The 23493-nt window shown below is 61.6% G+C and carries 9 protein-coding genes; 7 read left to right on the top strand and 2 right to left on the bottom strand.

Going from position 1 to position 23493, the window contains the following annotated elements; all coding sequences use genetic code 11:
• Nucleotides 1-314: 314 nt before the first annotated feature.
• The gene (locus ACM5SV_RS32680) at nt 315-1823 is read right to left on the bottom strand and encodes an O-antigen translocase (RefSeq protein ID WP_017997144.1); all 1509 of its coding nucleotides are present in this window, start codon (nt 1821-1823) and stop codon (nt 315-317) included.
• 228 nt (nt 1824-2051) lie between these two features.
• A complete protein-coding gene (locus ACM5SV_RS32685) occupies nt 2052-3362 on the bottom strand; it encodes a polysaccharide biosynthesis/export family protein (protein WP_012760113.1) in 1311 nt (436 codons plus the stop codon).
• 578 nt (nt 3363-3940) lie between these two features.
• Between ACM5SV_RS32685 and ACM5SV_RS32690 the strand changes: the two genes are divergently transcribed.
• From ACM5SV_RS32690 to ACM5SV_RS32720, 7 genes are all read left to right on the top strand, one after another.
• Nucleotides 3941-10987: a DUF4082 domain-containing protein gene (locus ACM5SV_RS32690; protein WP_419425480.1), complete on the top strand. Its 7047-nt coding sequence runs from the start codon at nt 3941-3943 to the stop codon at nt 10985-10987.
• Between the two features lie 50 nt (nt 10988-11037).
• Nucleotides 11038-12261 carry a GTP-binding protein gene (locus tag ACM5SV_RS32695; RefSeq protein ID WP_017997147.1) on the top strand — a complete coding sequence of 408 codons (1224 nt, stop codon included), beginning with the start codon at nt 11038-11040 and terminating at the stop codon, nt 12259-12261.
• 237 nt (nt 12262-12498) lie between these two features.
• A complete protein-coding gene (locus ACM5SV_RS32700) occupies nt 12499-17841 on the top strand; it encodes a DUF4082 domain-containing protein (protein ID WP_017997148.1) in 5343 nt (1780 codons plus the stop codon).
• 22 nt (nt 17842-17863) lie between these two features.
• A complete protein-coding gene (locus ACM5SV_RS32705) occupies nt 17864-19084 on the top strand; it encodes a GTP-binding protein (protein ID WP_017997149.1) in 1221 nt (406 codons plus the stop codon).
• A gap of 67 nt (nt 19085-19151) precedes the next feature.
• Nucleotides 19152-19460 (top strand): hypothetical protein, encoded by a 309-nt coding sequence (locus tag ACM5SV_RS32710; protein WP_012760108.1) that lies wholly within the window; start codon nt 19152-19154, stop codon nt 19458-19460.
• A 97-nt stretch (nt 19461-19557) separates the two neighbouring features.
• Nucleotides 19558-21702 (top strand): peptidase domain-containing ABC transporter, encoded by a 2145-nt coding sequence (locus ACM5SV_RS32715; protein ID WP_017997150.1) that lies wholly within the window; start codon nt 19558-19560, stop codon nt 21700-21702.
• On the top strand, nt 21699-23141 hold the full coding sequence (locus tag ACM5SV_RS32720; protein WP_012760106.1) for an HlyD family type I secretion periplasmic adaptor subunit: 1443 nt from the start codon (nt 21699-21701) through the stop codon (nt 23139-23141). Before ACM5SV_RS32715 ends, ACM5SV_RS32720 begins: the two co-directional genes overlap by 4 nt.
• Nucleotides 23142-23493 lie beyond the last annotated feature (352 nt).

A 23493-nucleotide genomic window follows, 5' to 3' on the forward strand; every position in this document is an offset into this window, starting at 1 on the left:
GCTCAAACGGAGTCGGATGGTCGACCCCGGCCGGCGCGCGTCGAAGCCAAGCTCTACGGCCAAGCCGGCAGGTCGATCAGGCAGGCCCGTTTCAGCCAACCCCCGCAGATTTGCCCAGCAAATCTGCAAGACTCTAGAATTGCCGGCCGCATCGCTTCGCATGGCGAAGCAGTGCGGCCGGTGGGCCGGGCATCTCTCCACCTGGATCAGAGGCGATCGGCTCGGACGTACCTTGGGGTATGCCCTTCGCCAATCGCCTTTTCCCGGACGAACACCTGTTCCGGCAGAATGATTCAATCTGACCCGGAAAGGCTCTAGGCGAACTTCGCGATCCATCCTCTGATCACTGCAGGCATCACTTCGGGCGGAAGAAGCTGGACCAGCATGCGCAGCGAGTAGATCCCAGTCAGAGCTACGGCCAAGGTGCCGATCCCTATCGCCGGCCATAACGGCAAGACCCAAAACGCCGAGAATACCAGCACCGATGCAGGCAGGAAAAGCAGCACGTGCCTGCGGTTGGCTGCGGATCCGCGGAAGCCGGTAAGCCGCCGCACGATCACGTAAATGAGGATGCTATGCCAGACGTAGAGGCCGAAAAACGCCATGCCGGCTCCTGGCGTACCGAACTTCGATACGAAGTGCCATGCCAGCCCTACATGCACGAGCGTGGCCGCCACCTCCGTCCAGAAGAAAATGGATTGTGCACGCTTCGCCAGGATGATGAAGCCCATCGGCCACGCGATGATCCTGAGCATCATGCCAAGGCAGATCCAGCGCAAGAGATCAACCGCGCCATGAAACTCCGAAGAATAGAATAGGCTCATCATGAGCGGCGCCAACGTCAAAGTGGCGAGCAGACCGGGGCCGGCAAGAAGGATGCTGATTTCCATCTGTTCGTTAACCAGGCGGTTGCATTCGGCATGATTATCCGCAGTCGTGGTCAGGCGCGGATAGAAGTCCGTTCCCATCGCCTGCAAAATGAAGCCGGCATAGAGACCGCCCAACCCCCAGGCTGCCTGATACAATCCTGCGGCCATCACGCCCCCATCCTTCAATATGATGATGCGGATGGCATAGGCCGCGCCGAAGGTTAGAAGTCCGCTCGCCATGAACACGGCGCCAAATCTCAGCAGAGGTGCCCACTCTTGGCCAAATTGGCGAGCCGACATTCGCGGCGAGTGTGCGCCTATCCGTCTGCTGTACCACCAGGTGGAGAGTGTTGTGACGGCCGCAATCGCTACGACAGAGGGTGCGATCGCCTGCGCGCCGAACAGGTAAATCAGCGGGACCGTGATAACCGTGCCGAAAAAACCTGTGAGCACATTGATGCGGGCAAGATTTGCAATGCCACGTAAGCCCTGGATCAACGCCGTCTGCCCGGACGACACTATCCGGAAAAATACGGCGAGCGAGAGCAGTGCGATGCCACCGGCGTGCTGGTAGTCGCCGAAGGTGAACCCCGAGACGGGAAATGCCAGCGCCGCAAGAAGGAGCGCGCCAACCACCCCGAGTACTATCGATATGCGTCTCAACGCCTTCGCCGACTGTGCGATCCTCGCTTCGTCGCCGGTACCGGCGGCCTCGGCGACCTGTCGCACCCCGCTGCCGCCCAGTCCCAGGCCAGCGGCCGTTTGCGCGATATCGACGATTGACTGGTAGAGGCCCATGAGCCCCACGCCTTCAGGCCCAAGCAGAACGGCCAGGGCCTTGTTGCGAATGATGCTTAAAGCGACGTTCACGAGCGAGGAACCGCCCATCAGCATCGTCGACTTGAGGATCTGGGTATAAGTCTGCCCACTGGCTGGGATCATGCGCAAAGTCATCAATCATCCTTGGCCGCTATGCTGTGGGGCGGGATCTCCGGCGCGCTCTCGCCGACATGTTTACCAACGCCGCTTCGGAGATATGCGGCAAAGGCATTCCTGTTGGGGCAGGGAGCGAATTCAAGACCTGGTCGGGTTTATAACAGCTTGTCGCGCACGTAGTCGGAACGCCTTGGTGCTGCTCAATCGTCCGCTGCGAGCTCGTTTGTAATACATGCTTTTCGCGGGTCACTGGCTTGCCTGACTGGCGTGTGTCTCAGTTTCACGCGACAGGTCGGCGGGCGCGGCCTGAGACACCGGATCGGCAATTGGGGTTCGAACGACCCTCACAACATCACCCGGGATCAGCGCCGTTGTTTCGGAGGCCTGGAACTGCCTGATTTGCCCTTCGCTTCGCCGGCTCACCGTAAACGTCAGCGGGAGCGCCTCGTCGGTGGTAGTCGAGCCTCCTGCCGCAAGGTCATCGAGAAGCAGTTTTTGCGTCATCTCGCGCTTCAATTTGAACTGATCGAGGCTTGCCTGTTCCGACTGCAATTCGGAAGCGACTTCGCTTCGCCGCGTGTCATAAAGCCCCTCAAGATTTCGCGTTGTCTCACTGATCGCCTGACGGCCCCGCATGATGGCGGTGACAAGGTCGAGCCGATCGGAGCGGTAGGTGGTGAGCAACCGTTCCAGATCCAATTGACGCGACGAGAGTGTGAGGCCTTTCGAAACCAGCGTTTTGACGCTGGTCAGCTGCTCCTCGATAGATTTGATATTGTCCTCCGAGCCCTGCACCTTCTCGCCCAGCATGCCGACTTCACTGTTCAAAAGATCACGCAATTCCGTGAGCGCCTTCGACTGCCTGTCCAGCGCATTTGCACGAGCCTGAAAAATAACCCGTTCCTCGTTGTATATTCCCGCAGCGTATCGCTGATCGACGCCGACCGTCTGATCGAACGAGATCTCCTTTGCCCCGATCATCTCTGCTTGGAGCCGTGCTAATTTGGCAGTGCTGCGCAGCAGCGAGTGGTCGATTTCCCGCAATTCGCCTGCGAGTTTGATCGTCTGCGATTGCTGCTGACTTGTGGCGCGGAATGGGCCACCGCTCATTGCCAGGGATTGCAGGACGGTAAGTCCGGAACGGAATTTGTACTCCCCAGGCGTGGTTACGTCTCCGACGACATAGATTGGCGGGTATTCAAGAATTTCGATGGTGACGGCGGGTGGCTGAACCAATCCGATTTTTTCTTGCAAACGCTTGGCAATCTCGGTTGTGAGGCTGGTGTTATCGAGATTGCCGACGGAAACGGATCCAAGAAAGGGCAGAAAGACAGCGCCTTCATCCGAGACGGTGTATTCGCCGCCAAGCGCATCCCATCTTTCATATTGGCCTTTGGACTGCATCCATTGGACAATCGTCAGACGGATTTTCGTTTGCGGAGCAAAAGCAGCGTCATTGGCGAGAGCCGGCGGTACAGTTCCGGCAAGAAAGACCAGTGTACTGATGACAAGTGTCGCCGGAAAAAACACGTTGAGAACGCGATACGATAGCTTCATTTACATGTCCAGCCTGCAATAGCATCCTTAAACGGACACCGGTTCAACGCCTTACGCGTTACGCGAGCGTCGGGCACCAGGTCCGAAGCCTTAATGCCAGTGTGCAATCTGGCGAAGCCTTGAGGAAGGTGGCGGTTGTTTGCTTCGCCTAATCACTATTGATGAGGTGGGGGAGGGTGCTTAACCTAAACCGGGCAGCAACATACACCTTCGTTGCGGTACAGAGGCATTGGCCCGGGAAATCAGGTGATCATGCGCAGGAAGAGGCGCGCTCGCCGCGCAGGACAACGATCCCTTGCGGCAGAGCCATTGTTTGGATCGTCGATTTCGAGACGTTGATATTGACCGGCGGCGCCGCCTTAACGGTCGGAGCAAAGGAAAAAATGCCCCGAAACGAACACCTTGCGTGTCTCGCGCATCACGTGGCCGATGCCAACAATGTCGTTGCCCAAAGGATACCGCCTGTAGAGCGAAAGGCGTAGGACCTACTCGCTTATTTTTGGGCTATCATTCAGGGCTTCGTAGCAAACGATCCCCGTAGAATCGATCCCGATAATCTCGCGAGAGAGGGCCCCGCCATGTATCGCAACGCTCGCCGGTGGACATCACGCTCACTCCTGCTGGATTCGTTGGTTCCCCGATGGCTGACCGTCGGCGGAAAGGGAAGGCCTGGCAAGCCTGCCGATAAGCGCGAGGATAGTGCTCAACTTGCGACATCCGTGCAGACGGCCGATGGAAACAAGCATGATGGTACGCTTGTCGACAATCCCTACAACAACGCGGCGCTCAACGAGCACGATGTTGGTCCGAGTGGGGGCGTGATTGGCGACGCGGAAGGTGGGGTGGATATCAACCACCTAGCGCTGCCCTTGCCTGCCCTGCCTGACGCTTTCACAGCAAATCGCGAGACAGGGGTTCGAAGCGGGGACACTGCCGCGTCTCGGTTGTTCGCCCACACGCCTGGTTTTGCAAGTTTCGAGCGGGACGCGCACGGTGTCGCATTCGGGGCTCAATCGTCCCTTTATCGCACCTACGCTGGAATGAGCCTCATAGGCGACGATCCTTTGGCTCCGTATCTGTCGCAAAGCTCTTCACCGATAGTTTCGGGACAGGGTTCTGTCGCGGTGACGGGCGAGCGTGCGCACTCGGGCAACGTCGTCATCCTCGAATCGAGCCCGTCAGCGCAGGCGACCGCGCAGCATGATGGAGTTAACTCGCTGGCTTTTGGCATGCCCTTTGGTGTGTGCGGATGCGGTTATTTTACCTCTCCTACGCGGATTCTCGATTGGGCCCATGGCGGCGCCGTGCTCCAACAGGACGGTCAATTACCGGGAACCAGGCTGACCGAGGGGCCGGACTTTGTATCGACGATCAAGCGGGCCATGGGCGCCTCGATCAGCGACCCGCTTCTCGATCGTAACCTTTCCCCTCTCTCGGGCTGGCGCGGGACCGCAACATGGACGGATTCGCCGATCTTGAACGGATCGTTGCCAGGCGGCGGAGAAATCGGAACGGGCACCGCCACATCCAAGGGTATCGGCACTCTTTCCGGCTCGGTGACGACGCCACCTTCAACGCAGCGGTCGTTGACGACGCAAAATCTGGCGGCCGCGGCTGCGGCAAGCAACCTGATCGTGCTGGAAAATCAGAAGCAGGGTAACCCAGAGAGCGAGTGGGGCATCGACGGTGCCGGTAGCTCCAACATCGAGGGATTTGCGACCGACATCAGCGTCGACAATGGCAAGACGATCAGCTTCAAGATCAATACGAATTCCACCAACTATCGGATCGATATATACCGGCTCGGCTATTATGGCGGCATGGGCGCGCGCAAGGTCGACACCATTCAGCATACCGGATTGCAGAATCAACCTAATCCGTTGCGCAATGCGACGACCGGCACGGTCGATGCCGGCAATTGGGCCGTGTCGGCCTCGTGGACCGCACCCGAGGACGCCGTATCAGGCGTCTATATCGCCAAGCTCGTGCGTCAGGATGGCACCTCCGGCGAAAATCACATCCCGTTCATCGTGCGCGACGACGACAGCCACAGCGACATCGTCTTTCAGACGGCAGACCAGACCTGGCAAGCTTACAACGGTTGGGGTGGCGCAAACCTCTATGGCGGCAACGGTCCGGCGACGGGGCAGGGTGCGGGTCGCGCCTATGCGGTCAGCTACAACAGACCGATCGCGACCCGCGGCGGGGTTGGCACTTTTGCCGGTCCGCAGGATTATCTGTTCGGCGCCGAATATGCGGGCATCTACTGGCTGGAACAGAACGGCTATGACGTCTCCTACCTGTCGGGTGTCGACGCCGACCGCTATGGCAGCCTGTTGCTCAATCACAAGACCTATGTTGATGCTGGGCATGACGAATACTGGTCTGGTCAGCAGCGGACCAATGTCGAAGCAGCGCGCGATGCGGGCGTCAACCTGATGTTCTGGAGCGGTAACGAGGTCTATTGGCGCACCCGTTGGGGCAATGCCTATAGCGCCGACGGCACGCCCTATCGCACTCTGATCACCTATAAGGAGACATTTTCGCCCGGCGCGAGCATCGACCCTTCGAACGAATGGACAGGCACATTCCGTGATCCGCGCCTCAGCCCACCCGCCGTCGGCGGTGGAAACCCGGAAAACTCACTGACCGGACAGTTGTTCAAGGTCGATGATGTCGGCAGCAATCTCGCCGCCATCACGGTCGGATATGACGACGCCAACCTGCGCTTCTGGCGCAATACGAGTGTTGCCAATCTTCAGCCTGGCCAGACCGCAACGCTCACCAAAAACTATCTTGGTTACGAATGGGACGAAGCGGTCGATAACGGCTTCGATCCGGCCGGCCTTGTCAAGCTGTCGTCGACGACGCTTCCGGTCAGCACCTACTTGCTTGACTACGGAAATACCACCGGCAATGCGACGTCGACCCACAATTTGACGCTCTATCGTGCGCCGAGCGGTGCACTGGTGTTCGGCGCCGGTACCGTGTACTGGACATGGGGCCTGAGCGACAATCACGACAACCAGGCGACTCCGACCGATCCCCGCGTACAGCAGGCAATGGTCAATCTGCTTGCCGATATGGGCATTCAGCCTGGGACGCTGCAATCCGGGCTTGTCGCTACAACCGGTTCCACGGACCATGTTGCACCGACCTCCGTCATCACGGTGCCCGCGACGGTGGCCGTCGGATCCAACGTGACGATTACGGGCACTGCTGCCGACACGGGCGGCGGGGTGGTCGCCAGCGTCGAGGTTTCGACCGACAACGGCGCGAGCTGGCATCCAGCGACAGGCGATGAGAACTGGACCTATAGCTGGTCGCCGCAGGTCGCCGGTAGCTACACGATCCGGTCCCGCGCCGTCGACGACAACATCAACCTTGAAACACCCTCCGCCGGGCGAACGGTCACCGTCAGCGGACCGAGTTACACGTCTCTGTTCGGTTCGGCGACGCCAGCGGTCGTCAACACCGACGATACCTCAGCCGTTGAACTCGGGGTCAAATTCCAGACCTCTGTGGCAGGGACCGTCACCGGGATTCGCTTCTACAAGGGCAGCCAGGATACGGGCACGCACACCGGTTCTTTATGGTCGAGCACCGGTACGCGGCTTGCGACCCTCACCTTCACCAACGAGACCGCCAGCGGCTGGCAGATCGCCTATTTCACCAGTCCGGTGGCGCTGACGGCCGGACAAACCTATACAGCGTCTTACCACACGAATACCGGTCACTATTCGACAACCGCCGACTACTTCATCTCCAATGTGACGAGTGGGCCTCTGACGGCGCCGGCCAGCGGCAACGGCGTATACACCTATGGCAGCGCCAGCCTCTTCCCCACAGGCACATTCCAGTCGACGAACTATTGGGTCGATGTGATGTTTAGCACGTCGGGATCGAACACGACGCCGACGGCAGTTGCCGATGCGGGGGATGCGACCGAGAAGGGTGGCGTGGGCAACGGTTCGGGTGGTGTGGTTGCCAGCGGCAATGTGCTGACCAACGATACCGATACGGATGCCGGTGACACCAAGACGGTGACGGCGATCCGCTTCGGCGCCACAACCGGCACGCTCGGTTCGGCACTGAACGGCACCTATGGCAGTCTCGTGCTCAGCGCATCGGGCGTCTATAGCTATGCCGTCAACGAGACCAATGCCGCCGTGCAGGCATTGCGGCAGTCGACCAACACGCTGAGCGATGTCTTCAGCTATACGATGCGTGACACGGCCGGCGCCACCGCCACGGCCAGCCTCACCGTCACCATCCATGGCGCCAACGACGCGCCGGTGCTGGCGGTCCAGACGGCTAGCCAGAACGCCACCGTCGGCTCTGCCTTCTCGTTCACGCTGCCGACGACGACCTTCACCGATGTCGACAGCGGCGAGACGCTGGCCTATGCGGCAACGTCCGCCGACGGCACGGCGCTGCCTGGCTGGCTGAGCTTCAATGCCTCGACGAGGACCTTCTCCGGAACGGCGACGACATCAGGTACCTATGGCGTCAGGGTCACGACGACCGACCTTGGCGGCCTCACCGCCACTGAGACCTTCAACATCGCCGTGTCGACATCAGGCAACACGACGCCGACGGCGGTTGCCGATGCCGGGGATGCGACCGAGAAGGGTGGCGTGGGCAACGGCTCGGGCGGCGTTGTTGCCAGCGGCAACGTGCTGACCAACGACACCGATGCGGATGCCGGTGACACCAAGGCGGTGACCGCAGTCGGCTTCGGCGCGACATCAGGCACGCTCGGTTCGGCGCTGAACGGCGCCTATGGCAGTCTCGTGCTCAGCGCATCGGGCGTCTATAGTTATGCCGTCAACGAGACCAATGCCGCCGTGCAGGCATTGCGGCAGTCGACCAACACGCTGAGCGAAGTCTTCAGCTACACGATGCGCGACACTGCCGGCGCCACCGCCACGGCCAACCTGACCGTCACCATCCATGGCGCCAATGACGCGCCGGTGCTGGCTGTTCAGACGGCTGCCCAGAACGCCAGCGTCGGCACAGCCTTCTCCTTTGTCCTACCGACAACGACCTTCACCGATGTCGACAGCGGTGAAACGCTGACCTACACGGCAACGGCTGCCGACGGCACGGCACTGCCTGCCTGGCTCGCCTTCAACGCCACGACGCGGACCTTCAGCGGCACACCGACGACATCCGGCACCTATGGCGTCAGGGTGACGGCAACCGACCTCGGCGGCCTTGCCGCCAACGAGACCTTCAATATCACTGCGACAGTGGCGCCTGCGACCTACAGCCTGTTCAACGCCTCCAGCACACCGGCCCAGACCAACCTCAACGACGGTCAGCAGCTCGAGGTCGGCGTCAAGTTCCAGTCGAACGTTATCGGTGATGTCACCGCCATCAAGTTCTACCGCAACGCCAACGACAACGGACAGAACGTCGTCGATCTGTGGACCACGACCGGCACCAAGCTTGCCACCGCCACCTTCACCAACACCACGGCGAGCGGCTGGCAGACGGTGAACTTCACAACGCCCGTCACCATCGCCGCCAACACCACCTATATCGCCTCCTACCACACCACCGGCGCATACGTGGCAACCAACAATTTCTATACGACCGCCGTCACCAGTGGTCCGCTGACGGCCCAGTCGAGCGCTGTCGCCGGCGGCAACGGCGTCTACCGCTATGGCGGATCCGCCACCGTAGGCATTTTCCCGAATGCCACCTTCAACGCTGCCAATTATTGGGCCGATGTGGTCTTCCGTCCGGCATCGACAACACCGAACACGACGCCGACGGCAGTTGCCGATGCGGGGGATGCGACCGAGAAGGGTGGCGTGGGCAACGGTTCGGGTGGTGTGGTTGCCAGCGGCAATGTGCTGACCAACGATACCGATACGGATGCCGGTGACACCAAGACGGTGACGGCGATCCGCTTCGGCGCCACAACCGGCACGCTCGGTTCGGCACTGAACGGCACCTATGGCAGTCTCGTGCTCAGCGCATCGGGCGTCTATAGCTATGCCGTCAACGAGACCAATGCCGCCGTGCAGGCATTGCGGCAGTCGACCAACACGCTGAGCGATGTCTTCAGCTATACGATGCGTGACACGGCCGGCGCCACCGCCACGGCCAGCCTCACCGTCACCATCCATGGCGCCAACGACGCGCCGGTGCTGGCGGTCCAGACGGCTAGCCAGAACGCCACCGTCGGCTCTGCCTTCTCGTTCACGCTGCCGACGACGACCTTCACCGATGTCGACAGCGGCGAGACGCTGGCCTATGCGGCAACGTCCGCCGACGGCACGGCGCTGCCTGGCTGGCTGAGCTTCAATGCCTCGACGAGGACCTTCTCCGGAACGGCGACGACATCAGGTACCTATGGCGTCAGGGTCACGACGACCGACCTTGGCGGCCTCACCGCCACTGAGACCTTCAACATCGCCGTGTCGACATCAGCGAACACGACGCCGACGGCGGTTGCCGATGCCGGGGATGCGACCGAGAAGGGTGGCGTGGGCAACGGTTCGGGCGGCGTTGTTGCCAGCGGCAACGTGCTGACCAACGACACCGATGCGGATGCCGGTGACACCAAGGCGGTGACCGCAGTCGGCTTCGGCGCGACATCAGGCACGCTCGGTTCGGCGCTGAACGGCGCCTATGGCAGTCTCGTGCTCAGCGCATCGGGCGTCTATAGTTATGCCGTCAACGAGACCAATGCCGCCGTGCAGGCATTGCGGCAGTCGACCAACACGCTGAGCGAAGTCTTCAGCTACACGATGCGCGACACTGCCGGCGCCACCGCCACGGCCAACCTGACCGTCACCATCCATGGCGCCAATGACGCGCCGGTGCTGGCTGTTCAGACGGCTGCCCAGAACGCCAGCGTCGGCACAGCCTTCTCCTTTGTCCTACCGACAACGACCTTCACCGATGTCGACAGCGGTGAAACGCTGACCTACACGGCAACGGCTGCCGACGGCACGGCACTGCCTGCCTGGCTCGCCTTCAACGCCACGACGCGGACCTTCAGCGGCACACCGACGACATCCGGCACCTATGGCGTCAGGGTGACGGCAACCGACCTCGGCGGCCTTGCCGCCAACGAGACCTTCAATATCACTGCGACAGTGGCGCCTGCGACCTACAGCCTGTTCAACGCCTCCAGCACACCGGCCCAGACCAACCTCAACGACGGTCAGCAGCTCGAGGTCGGCGTCAAGTTCCAGTCGAACGTTATCGGTGATGTCACCGCCATCAAGTTCTACCGCAACGCCAACGACAACGGACAGAACGTCGTCGATCTGTGGACCACGACCGGCACCAAGCTTGCCACCGCCACCTTCACCAACACCACGGCGAGCGGCTGGCAGACGGTGAACTTCACAACGCCCGTCACCATCGCCGCCAACACCACCTATATCGCCTCCTACCACACCACCGGTGCATACGTGGCTACCGATGGCTTCTTCGCCAACGGCGTCAGCAACGGTCCGCTGTCGGCGCTATCCAGCGCTGCGGCTGGCGGCAATGGCGTCTATGCCTACGGCGGATCTGCCACCACAGGTCTCTTCCCGACCAGCACCTTTGACTCGGCAAACTATTATGCCGATGTGGTCTTCCGGCCGCAGCTTGCAGCTTGACGCGTCGAACGAGGTTAAAGAGGGTTTCGAATGAGGCTCATAAAACGCAAATGACAGTCGCTCCGAATGCCCTCATTCAAGGGATGCTGATAAACAGCGTCGACCGGCTGCCGGTGACGGTGCTCTCGGGTTTTCTCGGCGCCGGCAAGACGACGCTTCTCAGCCACGTGTTGACCAATCGCGAGGGCCTGCGGGTCGCGGTCATCGTCAACGATATGAGCGAAGTGAATATAGACGCTAGTCTTATTCGAGACGGCGGCTGTAACCTGTCGCATACGACGGAGACGTTGATCGAGCTCAGCAATGGCTGCATATGCTGCACCCTGCGCAACGATCTCCTGACGGAAGTGCGGCGACTGGCCGAAGAGGGGCGATACGACTATCTGTTGATAGAGGGGACCGGCATTGCGGAGCCATGCCCTATCGCGGCAACCTTTTCATTCCGCGACGAAAACGGTGTTTCGCTCTCCGATTTTGCGAAACTCGACACGATGGTGACCGTCGTCGACGCCACAAGCCTCTTGGCCGACTACACCAGCGCTGATCTGCTTCGCGATCGCGGCCTGCAGCGCGACAGCGAGGATCGGCGGACGCTTATCGACCTGTTGGTGGACCAGATCGAGTTTGCCGATATTGTCGTGATCAACAAGATCTCCGATGCGACCGAGGAGATCCGCGCGGAAGTCCGCAAGACGGTGGCTGCACTCAACCCGGATGCCCGCCAGGTGGAGACGGACTTCGGCAAGGTTTCTCTTGCAACCGTCCTCAGTACAGGCCTCTTCGATGAAGCAAAAGCCGCCGCTCACCCGTTGTGGCACAAGGAACTGTACAATCCGGGCGATCATGTTCCGGAGACGGAGGAATATGGGGTATCGAGCTTTGTCTATCGCACGAGACGTCCCTTCGACCCCAAGCGGTTTCGAGCATTCCTGGACGAGCCCTGGCCGGGGGTAATCCGCGCCAAAGGCCATTTCTGGCTTGCCACGCGCCCGCGTCACGTGGGTCTGATGTCGGTTGCCGGGGTGCAACGGCGCTGTGAGCCTATGGGGCTCTGGTGGGCGGCCGTTCCCCGACAAGACTGGCCCAGCCATCAACAGTTTCGCCAGCATCTCGAGAGCCGATGGGACAGCGCTTGGGGCGACCGTCGGCAGGAGCTCGTGTTCATCGGTGTTGATATGGACGAGACAGGCGTCCGCACCGCGTTGGACGACTGCCTGGCCAGCTCGGACCCGCGGGACTGGTCGGCTCTCGAAGATCCGTTTCCGGCCTGGTAGCACGGGACGCGGGAGTACCGGGGTCGACGCAAAAGTACCGGCTCGACCGGCCGGACCGGCGAGACAATACCGAACTAGAATTTCTCTTCACCCAGAGTCGGCCGCTGAGCAGTAGCCGGAGGCTGCTTTGCGGGCTTGTCGGGTCGGGTATGCGGTGTGGGTCATCATATCGGAGTACGGAGTATCACCCAAATACCCCAGATTGCTGTCGTACGTTCCCCTTCGAAAGCTGGCAGGATGATTTCGTCCAATGCTGGTCGACGGGAAACGGGGACGCCGCTCTTGCTGAGATTTCATGTGAGGAATCGCGAATATCTAAGTACTGCCGGCGGCACGCCGAGCGTCTGTCACCCACCCTCTGTCTGGACCGCATTGGTTGGAACTGCGACCGTGGTGTCTTCAAGCACTCAGGGTTCCTACGGCTTTGCCAATCAGGACAGCGCAACCGTCCAATCCTCTTTCTCCGGCACTGTCACATCTTCCCTGATTTCATCAGGCGACCTACAATCGTCCTCCGCATCGTCGACGGCGATGCCGGCGGCTGCGGGAGATAGCGGCGCGCAAGACAGTGTCACGAAGACAGCGTCCGCTGCGACGGTGTTCCAGACGCCTTCCTCGACATCGCAACGCACCGTGCTTGCCCCGGATCCCTCCGAGGAGGCGGCCACACTGCCCGCCGCTCCCGCGCTGACGGGTGTTACCAGCGATGCCGACACCGGAAGCGCCAAGACGGCGGCGCCGGTCAGCTCTTCCAGCAGTCTCGGCACGACTTCGTTGCGCCTTCAGGCCTCGATAGCATCTGTCTCTCTGGAGCCGAGCCAGGACGTTTCTGCTGAGACGACCGCGCCACCGACAGCATTGGGGGCACTGGCGGCACCGGTGGCACCGATGGCGGCGGTTTCGGCTGCGGCGACGCCCAACAAAATCGCGCTCGAAAACCTGAAACAGGGCAACCCGATCAGCGAGTGGGGTCTGGAGGGCGATGGCGGTGGCACCATTCAGGGTTTTGCCACCGAAATCAGCACGAATATCGGCCAGACGGTGGATTTCAAGATCGCCACCGATTCCACCCACTACCGCATCGATATTTACCGCATTGGCTATTACGGCGGAGCCGGCGCGCGCAAGGTCGACTCGATAGAGCAATCGCTGACATCGGCGCAGATCCAGCCGCACCCGATCGTCGACATGTCGCTCGGCCTCATCGATTGCGGCAACTGGTCGGTATCGGCGAGCTGGGAGATTCCCGACGACGCCGTTTCGGGCGTCTATTTCGCCAAGCTCGTGCGCGAGGATGGCACCGAGGATGCAAGCATCATCCCCTTCGTCGTGCGCGACGATGCCTCGACCAGCGATATCGTCTTCCAGACATCCGATACCACCTGGCAGGCCTATAATGCCTGGGGCGGCGCCAGCCTCTATTACGGCGAAGTCCCCGTCGATCCGGCCGACATGATCGGCTACCTGCCGCCGAACTGCAGCTGCGGGCTGACCGCGATCGGCCGCGCCTCGGCCGTCAGCTACAACCGCCCAATCATCACCAATACCAGCCCGATCGGCGGCTCGCATGATTTCATCTTCGGCGTCGAGTCTTCGGCTATCCAGTGGCTGGAGCAGAACGGCTACGATGTTTCCTATATCTCCGGCGTCGATGCGACGCGCAGCGGCAGCCTGCTGCTGAACCATGATGCCTATCTCTCAGTCGGACATGACGAATACTGGTCGGCCGAGCAGCGCGCCAATGTCGAGGCGGCCCGCGATGCGGGTGTAAACCTCGCCTTCTGGAGCGGCAACGAGTGCTACTGGAAGGTGCGCTGGGAAAGCAGTATCGACGGCAGCGGTCAGGCCTACCGCACGATGGTCTGCTATAAAGAAACCTGGGGCACGAGCACGGACCCGAGCAGTACCGGCACTGGCACCTGGCGTGATCCGCGCTATGCCGATCCGGGGCAGGAGCCGGAGAATTCGCTGACCGGCACGATGTTCCAAGTGGACAGCTACCGTTCCGATACGATCACCATCCCTTACGACTATTCGAACCTGCGCTTCTGGCGCAACACCGATGTCGCCGAGCTGCAGGAAGGCGAGACCTATAATCTGGTGCAGAACCTGCTCGGTTACGAGTGGGATTCCGACGTCGAGAACGGCTTCCGGCCGGATGGCCTCATCAATCTGTCGCTCTCCTCCATCGCGGTCAGCACCTATCTGCGCGACTACGGCACGACGGTCGGCGATGCGGTGGCGACCCACAGCCTCACCATGTACCGGGCCGAAAGCGGCGCGCTCGTCTTCGGCGCCGGCACCGTCTTCTGGTCCTGGGGCCTGAACGCCAACCACCAGGGAGCGGAGACGCCAACTGATCCCAACGTGCAGCAGGCGATGGTCAACATGTTCGCGGACATGGGCATCCAGCCGACCACGCTCGATGCGAGCCTGATTCTCGCGACTCAATCGACCGACGCCTTGAAGCCGACCTCGTCGATCAGCTCGCCGATCATCGGCGCAAGCTTTGTCGAGGGGCAGCGCGTCACCATCACCGGCACGGCGCAGGATTTCGGCGGCGGCATCATTGCCGGTGTCGAGATCTCCACCGATGGCGGCCAGCACTGGTTCAAGGCCACCGGCCGCGAGAGCTGGAGCTATAACTGGGTCGTCCAGGCGAGCGGCACCTATACGATCTTGTCGCGCGCCGTCGACGACAGCGTCAATCTGGAGGCACCATCGGCCGGCAAGCAGGTTACGGTCACCCTGCCGGGCACACAGGGCCTGTGGACGCTGGCGGAAAAGCCTGCGGTCGAAACGGCAATCGATCGAGATCCGGTCGAGCTCGGCCTGCGCTTCCAGGCAACGACGGCAGGCTCGGTGCAGGGCATCCGCTTCTACAAGGGCTTCTACAATACCGGCGACCACGTCGTCAGCCTCTGGTCCGGCGACGGAACGCTGCTCGCAACAGGCGTGTCCGTGGGTGAATCGCTCTCCGGCTGGCAGACGGTGATGTTCTCCTCGCCGATTCAGATCGCCGCCGGCACGACCTATGTGGCGTCCTATCACAGCAACGGATTCTTCTCCGTCACCGAGAATTATTTCAACGAGCCCTATGCCAGCGGCGCGTTGCAGGCCGTCGATGGCGGCGGCGTCTTTGCCTATAGCGGCACCAGCACGTTCCCCGGTCAGAACCCCGGTGGCTCGAACTATTGGGTGGACGTGGTGTTCGATGCCGGCCCCAACAGCCAGCCGGTCGCCACCGACGACAGCGGGCTGATCATCGGCCATAACGGAACGCTTGTTATCTCGATTGCCGCACTCGTGGCAAATGATGTCGACGCCAATGGCGATGCGCTGACCATCACCGCCGTCGGCAATGCGCTCCACGGCACGGTTGCTCTCAATACGCAGACCGGAGCCATCACCTTCACGCCGGCGAATAATTATTCGGGCCCGGCAAGCTTCACCTATACGCTGTCGGACGGTCGCGGCGGCACGGACCAGGGCAATGTCAGCCTCACCGTTCAGCCAAGTCCGGCCGGCGAGACGCTGTTTACGGGGAGTGAGGGACCGACCGGCGGCAGCTTCAACGACAATACGGCGATGGAACTCGGCATGAAGTTCGTCGCCTCCACAAACGGCACGATCTCGGGCATCCGCTATTACAAGGCCGCCGGCGACACCAGTGTGCACACTGGCTCTATCTGGAGGGCCGACGGCACGCTCGTCGCCACGGTCACCTTCACCAACGACTCGCTTTCCGGCTGGCAGACAGCAACCTTCTCCACGCCGCTGCAGATCACGGCGGGTGCGACCTATGTCGCCTCCTACCACACGACCGGCAGCTATGTGGCAACGGCAGGCTATTTCAACACGGCGCATACCAACGGCTCGCTGACGGCGCTGGCCGGCACGAACGGCGTCTATGCCGTCGGATCGGGCTCGACCTTCCCGACCCAGAGCTACCAGTCGTCGAATTACTGGGTCGATGTCGTCTTCAACCAGTCGACGGGCAACACGGTGCCGGTTGCCGCCAACGACAACGGCTACACGACCTATGCCAACACGGCCCTGTCGATTACCGCGGCCAAGCTGCTTGCCAACGACAGCGACAGCGATGGCGACCCGCTGAACATTACTGGCGCCAATGGCGCGGTCAACGGAACGGTGACCTTCAACAGCCAGACCAACACGGTGATCTTCACGCCGAATTCGGGCTATACGGGCGTCGCAAGCTTCTCCTATTCGATCTCGGACGGCCATGGCGGCACGGCCTCGGCCACCGTCAGCCTCACTGTCAATTCGCAGCCCGGCGGCGGCACGACCTCGAGCTTGTTTACAAGCGCCGACACGTCGGGTGCAGCCGCCGCCAATGACGCCAACTCGGTCGAACTTGGCGTCAAGTTCATCGCTTCCGCCAACGGCCAGATCACGGGGCTCACCTATTACAAGAGCGCTCAGGATACCGGCACGCATGTCGGCTCGCTCTGGACCACGAGCGGCCAGCTCCTTGGCCAGGCAACCTTCATCAACGAGACGGCAAGCGGCTGGCAGACGGTCTCCTTCACGCAGCCGATCAATGTCACGGCCGGCGTCACCTATGTGGCGAGCTACCATTCGAACGGCTTCTATTCGGCAACCGCGAACTACTTCACGACGGACTATACGAGCGGCGCGCTGACGGCGCCGGCAAGTTCGGTCAGCGGCGGCAACGGCGTCTATGCCTATGGCACGGGCAGCCTGTTCCCGACCGCCTCCTACAATGCCAGCAATTACTGGGTGGACGTGCTCTATCAGCAGGGCGCGCAGAATGCAGTTCCGGTCGCAGCCAATGACAGCGGCTACTCGACCAATACGGGCACGCCGATCACCATCCAGGCGTCGGCGCTGCTTTCAAACGACAGCGATGCCGATGGCGATCCGCTCACGATCACTGGTGTCAGCGGCGGCGTCAACGGCTCGGTCGCATACAATGCCCAGGCCCAGACGGTGACCTTCACGCCGACCGCAGCCTATTCGGGACCGGCGAGCTTCAGCTACGCGATATCAGACGGCAAGGGCGGTACGGCCACGGCCCAGGTTGGGCTCATCATCAACAACCCGGCTGCAGGCCCGGAGCAGAACGTCTTTGCCGCCAATGCAACGCCTGCAATCGTCTCCACCAACGACAATCAGCAGGTCAATCTCGGCGTGAAATTCCAGGCCGATACGGCAGGCTGGATCACCGGCATCCGCTTCTACAAGGGTGCCGACAATACGGGCCCGCATAACGGCTATCTCTGGACTGCCTCGGGCACGCTGCTCGGTAGCGTCGCCTTCAGCAACGAAACGGCAAGCGGCTGGCAGACCGCGACGCTCACCCAGCAGGTCGAGGTCGCCGCGGATACGACCTATGTCGTTTCCTACAGCACCAACGGCAATTATTCGGCGACCGGCAATTACTTCAGCACCGATGTGACGAACGGCGACTTGAAGGCGCTCAGTGGCAGTAACGGCGTCTATGCCTATGGGTCGAGCGGGTTGTTCCCGAGCGCCAGCTATAACAGCACAAACTACTATGTGGACGTAGCATTCAGACCGCAGCTCGCGGCGTAGAAAAAGCGAGCGGGGAGTACCGATGACGAGTGCAGACAACAGACTTCCGGTCACGGTCCTTGCCGGGTTTCTCGGCGCCGGCAAGACGACGGTGCTCAATCATGTTCTGCACAATCGCGAGGGACGTCGAGTCGCCGTGATCGTCAACGACATGAGCGAGGTCAATATCGATGCCGATCTCGTCCGTGACGGCGGAGCCAACCTGTCGCGGATGGACGAGACGCTGGTGGAGCTCACCAATGGCTGCATCTGCTGCACTTTGCGCGACGATCTTCTGAGCGAGGTCCGCCGGCTCGCTAGCGCCGGCCGCTTCGACTATCTGCTGATCGAGGGCACCGGCATTGCCGAGCCGCTGCCGGTCGCAGCCACCTTCTCCTTCCGCGACGAGAGCGGGGCAGCCCTCTGCGACGTCGCGCGGCTCGACACGATGGTTTCCGTCGTCGATGCGATCAATCTTCTGGCCGATTATGCGAGCGCGGAGTTCCTAAGGGATCGCGGCGAGAGCCGGGACGGAGACGACGAGCGCAAGCTGGTGGAACTGCTCGTCGAGCAGATCGAATTTGCCGATGTCGTGATCATCAACAAGGCGCAGGATGTGCCGCCTGCAGCGCTTGCCGAGGTTCACCGCATCGTTGCCGCACTCAACCCCGATGCCCGCGTCATCGAGACTGGCTTCGGCCGGCTGAAGCTCGACGCCATCCTGAATACCGGCCTCTTCAGCGAAGCGAGAGCCGCCCGCCATCCCCTCTGGCACAAGGAGCTCTTCGGTTGGGGCGAGCATGTGCCTGAGACCGAGGAATACGGCATCTCGAGCTTCGTCTATCGCAGCCGCCGGCCATTCGATCCCTCGAGGCTGAGCGATTTCCTCGACAGGAAATGGCCGGGCCTCATCCGGGCGAAGGGGCATTTCTGGCTGGCGACAAGGCCCGACGAGATCGGCCTGCTGTCGATTGCCGGTACGCAATGCCGCATCGACACCAAGGGTTTCTGGTGGGCGTCCGTGCCGAAGGCGCAATGGCCGCGTTATCCGCAGTTCCACCAACTCATCGACCGGCATTGGAACGAGGTCTGGGGCGACCGCCGCCAGGAACTCGTTTTCATCGGCGCCGGCTTCGACGAAGACGCAATCCGCACCGCGCTCGACGACTGCCTGACCGGTGAGGAGACAGGCTTCGATCCGCAGACCGCCGCCGGGCTTCGGGACCCGTTTCCGGCGTGGCAGCACGCACATTCAAATAGTTAGAGCGTCCTAATGGACGTAAGGCGCCCTAAGGTGAAGACGTTTTGATTATCAACTGGAGGAGAGAACAATGAGCAACGAACTTTATGCAGATGGCATCGGCGAAATCACCATCACCGGAACGATCGTGCGCATCGACCTGATGTCGCTCTCGGCCACCGATCGTGACGCCAACAACAATCCGAAGCCGGTCTTCCGCCAGCGAATCATCATGCCGGTCGATGCCTTCGCCAATGCCGTCGATCTCATGCAGAAGGCGCTTGGCGGGTTGGTCGAGTCGGGTGCGGTCCGTCGCATCGGCGATATGCCAGCTGCGGCGGCTGCCGATATTCAGACGGTGCAGGCTGGCGCTTCGAACGCCTCGCCGAACTTCAACTGATAAAACAGGTCTAGAGCGCCGTGCGTCCATTCGGACGCACAAAGACGCTCTAACTTTTCAAATCGAAGCCTCGGTCTCGTATTGTTTCGGGTGGGCCATGAGTAGTTTTCTGCATACCAACCTGCACTGTCTTGCGCTCGTAGCGCGTCATCACGGCGTCGATCTTGCTCCTGAACGACTGCAGCACGATTATGCCGTCGGCAACGATCCCGTTGCCATGCGGCAGTTGCTGCGAATGGCCAAGGATGCCGGCCTCAGAGCAAGGCATCTGACGCTCGACTGGCGATCCCTGTTCCAACTCGGCGAGGCCTTCCCGGTGCTCGCTGAGCTGACGAACGGCAATTGGGTGGTCATCGCCGGCGCTGTCGGGAGCGGGGAGGATGAGAGAATCCGCGTTCTCGACCCGCTGGCATCACGCGCCGAGGTGATGATGCTCAGCGAAGAGCAGTTCGCCAAGGCCTGGCTCGGATCGGTGATCCTGCTGAAGCGCAACTATCGCATGTCCGATGAGGATCGGCCTTTCGGCTTCCGCTGGTTCGTCCCCGAGATCATCAAGCAGCGCAGCTTCTTCCGCGACGTCGCGCTCGCCGCCTTCGTGCTTTACGGGCTGGGGCTGACGACGCCGATCTTCTTTCAGCTCGTCATCGACAAGGTGCTGGTGCATCAGAGCTATGCGACGCTGACGGTTCTGACGGTAGGCATCGCGATCGCGCTCGTCTTCGACGCGACCTTCACCTTCCTGCGCCGTTATCTGCTGCTTTATGCGACGAACAGGATCGACATCCGCGTCGCGACCCGCACCTTCGGCCATCTGCTCAATCTGCCGATCGCGCTATTCGAGCATGCCTCGGCCGGCGTTCTCGTCAAGCATATGCAGCAGACCGGGCGCATCCGCGAATTCCTGACCGGCCGGCTGTTTCTTACGCTCCTGGACGGCGTTTCGCTGCTGGTCTTCGTGCCGATCTTGCTTCTCTACAGCGTCAAGCTGACGCTTGTCGTGCTCGGTTTCGCCGCCCTCGTCGGGCTCGTGGTGATGATGCTCGTCGGGCCGTTCCAGCGCCGGTTGCAGGCGCTTTACCAGGCCGAAGGCGACCGGCAGGCATTGCTGGTGGAAACCGTGCACGGCATGCGCACCGTCAAATCGCTGGCGCTGGAGCCGCGCCAGCGCAAGGTGTGGGACGATTATTCGGCCCAGTCGATCTCCGTGCGTTTCCGGGTCGACAAGATCTCGACCATCGCCCAGGCGATGACCGGGCTGTTGGAGAAGCTGATGAGCGTCGCAATCATCGGCCTCGGCGCGCTCGATGTCTTCAGCGGCGCGATGACGATCGGCGCGCTGGTCGCCTTCAACATGCTCGCCGGCCGGGTCTCGGGACCACTGGTGCAGATCGTCACAATGGTGCACGAATATCAGGAAGTCGCGCTCTCCGTGCGCATGCTCGGCGAGATCATGAACCAGCGGCCGGAGCAGGCGGGCCGTGGGCGAGGTGTTCGGCCGCATCTGCAGGGCCGCATCGAATTCGACAGGGTCAGCTTCCGTTACGGCCCGGATAGCGCGCCGGCGCTGGACAATGTCTCTTTCGCCATTCCCGCGGGCTGCCTCTTCGGCGTGGTCGGCAAGAGCGGCTCGGGCAAGACGACGATCACAAGGCTCATCCAGGGGCTCTATCAGAGCCAGGAAGGGCTCGTGCGCATGGATGGCTATGACAGCCGCGAGATCGATCTCGTGCATCTGAGAACGAGCATCGGCGTCGTGTTGCAGGATAGTTTCCTGTTTCGCGGCTCGGTGCGCGAGAATATTGCCGCCGCCAAGCCCGATGCCAGCATCGAAGAGATCATGGAAGTCGCCCGCATCGCCGGCGCCGAGGAGTTCATCGAGCGCCTGCCGCGCGGCTTTGACACGATGCTGGAGGAAAACGCCTCCAACCTGTCAGGCGGCCAGAAGCAGCGGCTTGCCATTGCCCGCGCGCTTATCACCGATCCGAAGCTGTTGATCTTCGACGAGGCGACGAGCGCTCTCGACCCCGACAGTGAGGCGATCATCCGCGATAATCTGAGCCGCATCGCCGCCGGCCGCACCGTCATCATCGTCTCGCACCGGCTTTCGACGCTCGTCGATGCCGATGCCATTCTCGTCATCGAGCGTGGCAAGGTCGCCGATATCGGCCGGCATGATCAGCTCGTATCGCGCTGCATGACCTATCGTCACCTGTGGTCCCAGCAGATGAGGCAGGTCGCATGAACGCCCACATTAGAAAACCCAGCGAAAACCTGCCGGTCCCTTCAGGCAAAGGCCCTTCAGACAAGGGCCCTTCGGGGAAGGGCAGGGAGCTCACCGCCCGCCCGCCGTTGCCGCCGGCAATTGCAGAATTCCAGTCCGACGCCGTCGAGCTGGAGGAACGCGCCCCGCCGCGCATTGCAAGGATGACGCTGTACTGCGTGACGGCGCTGATTGTTTCGGCGATCATCTGGGCCTCGGTCTCGTCGATCGATGAGGTGGTGATTGCGCCCGGCAAGCTCGTCACCACCCAGCCAACGATCGTCGTCCAGCCGCTCGAAACCTCGATCATCCGCACGATCGAGGTGAAGGTCGGCGAAGTGGTGCATGCCGGGCAGACGCTCGCGACCCTCGACGCCACTTTCAGCCAGGCCGATGTCGACCAGCAGCAGGCGAAGTTCTCCGCGCTCGACGCGCAGGTGAGGCGCATCGAGGCCGAGCTTGCCGGCGACGACTACACGAAGATGGCGGGAGATGCGCCCGACCAGGTGCTGCAGGCGCAGCTCTTCGGCCAGCGACAGGCCTTCTACATGGCGCAGCTGCAGAATTTCGAGCAGCAAATCGCCGGCCAGTCGGCCGCTCTTGCGGCGAGCAGGAACCAGGAGGCCGTGCTCAACGACAGGCGCGATGGGCTCTCTCAGATCGAGGCAGCCCGGGAGCGGCTCTATAACAAGCAGAGCGGCTCGCTGATCACGCTGCTCGGCTCGCGTGACGCCCGCCTTGACGTCGAGTCCGACCTGACCGCCGTCCGCGGCCGGGCAGACGAGGCCGCCCACGCCTATGCCAAGCTCCGAGCCGACCGCCAGGCCTTCATCGAGGATTTCCGCCGCGCCGCAATGGAGCAACTGGTGGAACTGCGCGGCCAGCGTGACATGGCTGACGAGGAACTGAAAAAGATGGAACTGCGCCGCAACATGGTGGCGCTGACCGCACCCGCCGATGCCGTCGTGCTCGATCTCGCCCACCGCTCGGTCGGTTCAGTGGTGCGCGAAGCGGAACCGGTCGTGACGCTGGTGCCGATCAACGTGCCGCTCGAAGCCGAAGTCTCGATCAACACGCGCGACATCGGCCGCGTAGCCGTCGGCAAGGAAGCCCGCATCAAGCTCGACGCCTATCCCTTCCAGAAATATGGCACCGCCACGGGCGAGGTGAGAACCATCAGCCAGGACACCTTCCTCACCGGCCAACAGGAGCAGACAGAGACCCCGAGCCAGCCGGCCGCCCCCTTCTTCAAGGCGCGGATCCTGCTTGCCGATACCCGGCTGAATGCCGCAGGCATGCCGGTGCGGCTGCTTCCCGGCATGACCGTGTCCACGGAAATCAAGGTCGGCAACCGTACGGTGATCTCCTATTTCCTGTATCCGCTGCTGCGTGGCCTCGATAACGCAATACGCGAACCGTAGGATGTGACGGATCAGTTCGCCCCGGCGAGATCCCGAGTGAGCACATGCACTGCCGCTACCATCGTCATGTGTCCGTGACCACCTTCGACAAAACCTCGATCCGCTGCAGATCACGCTTGCTCATCGCAATCAGTCCCATCCGCAATCTCCCAGGTCATCAAACAAAGGGAGAGTGACATTCCAACTTTGCGGAAACAGGACACTTTAACTTTGCGGCTACACAAATTGTCAAAGCTGAATAGCGCTGCGACTTCGCCAGCCAGTTAGAAACGCGACACTAGCACCGTCGGTCAGCCCCCGATCCGGCCGGCTGGGCCGGGTTGAAAGGGCGGAGCGGGGGCGGGTGATGACA

This window comes from Rhizobium sp. CRRU65 (assembly GCF_048551595.1).
In the GTDB taxonomy this organism is placed as follows: Bacteria; Pseudomonadota; Alphaproteobacteria; order Rhizobiales; family Rhizobiaceae; genus Rhizobium; species Rhizobium leguminosarum_J.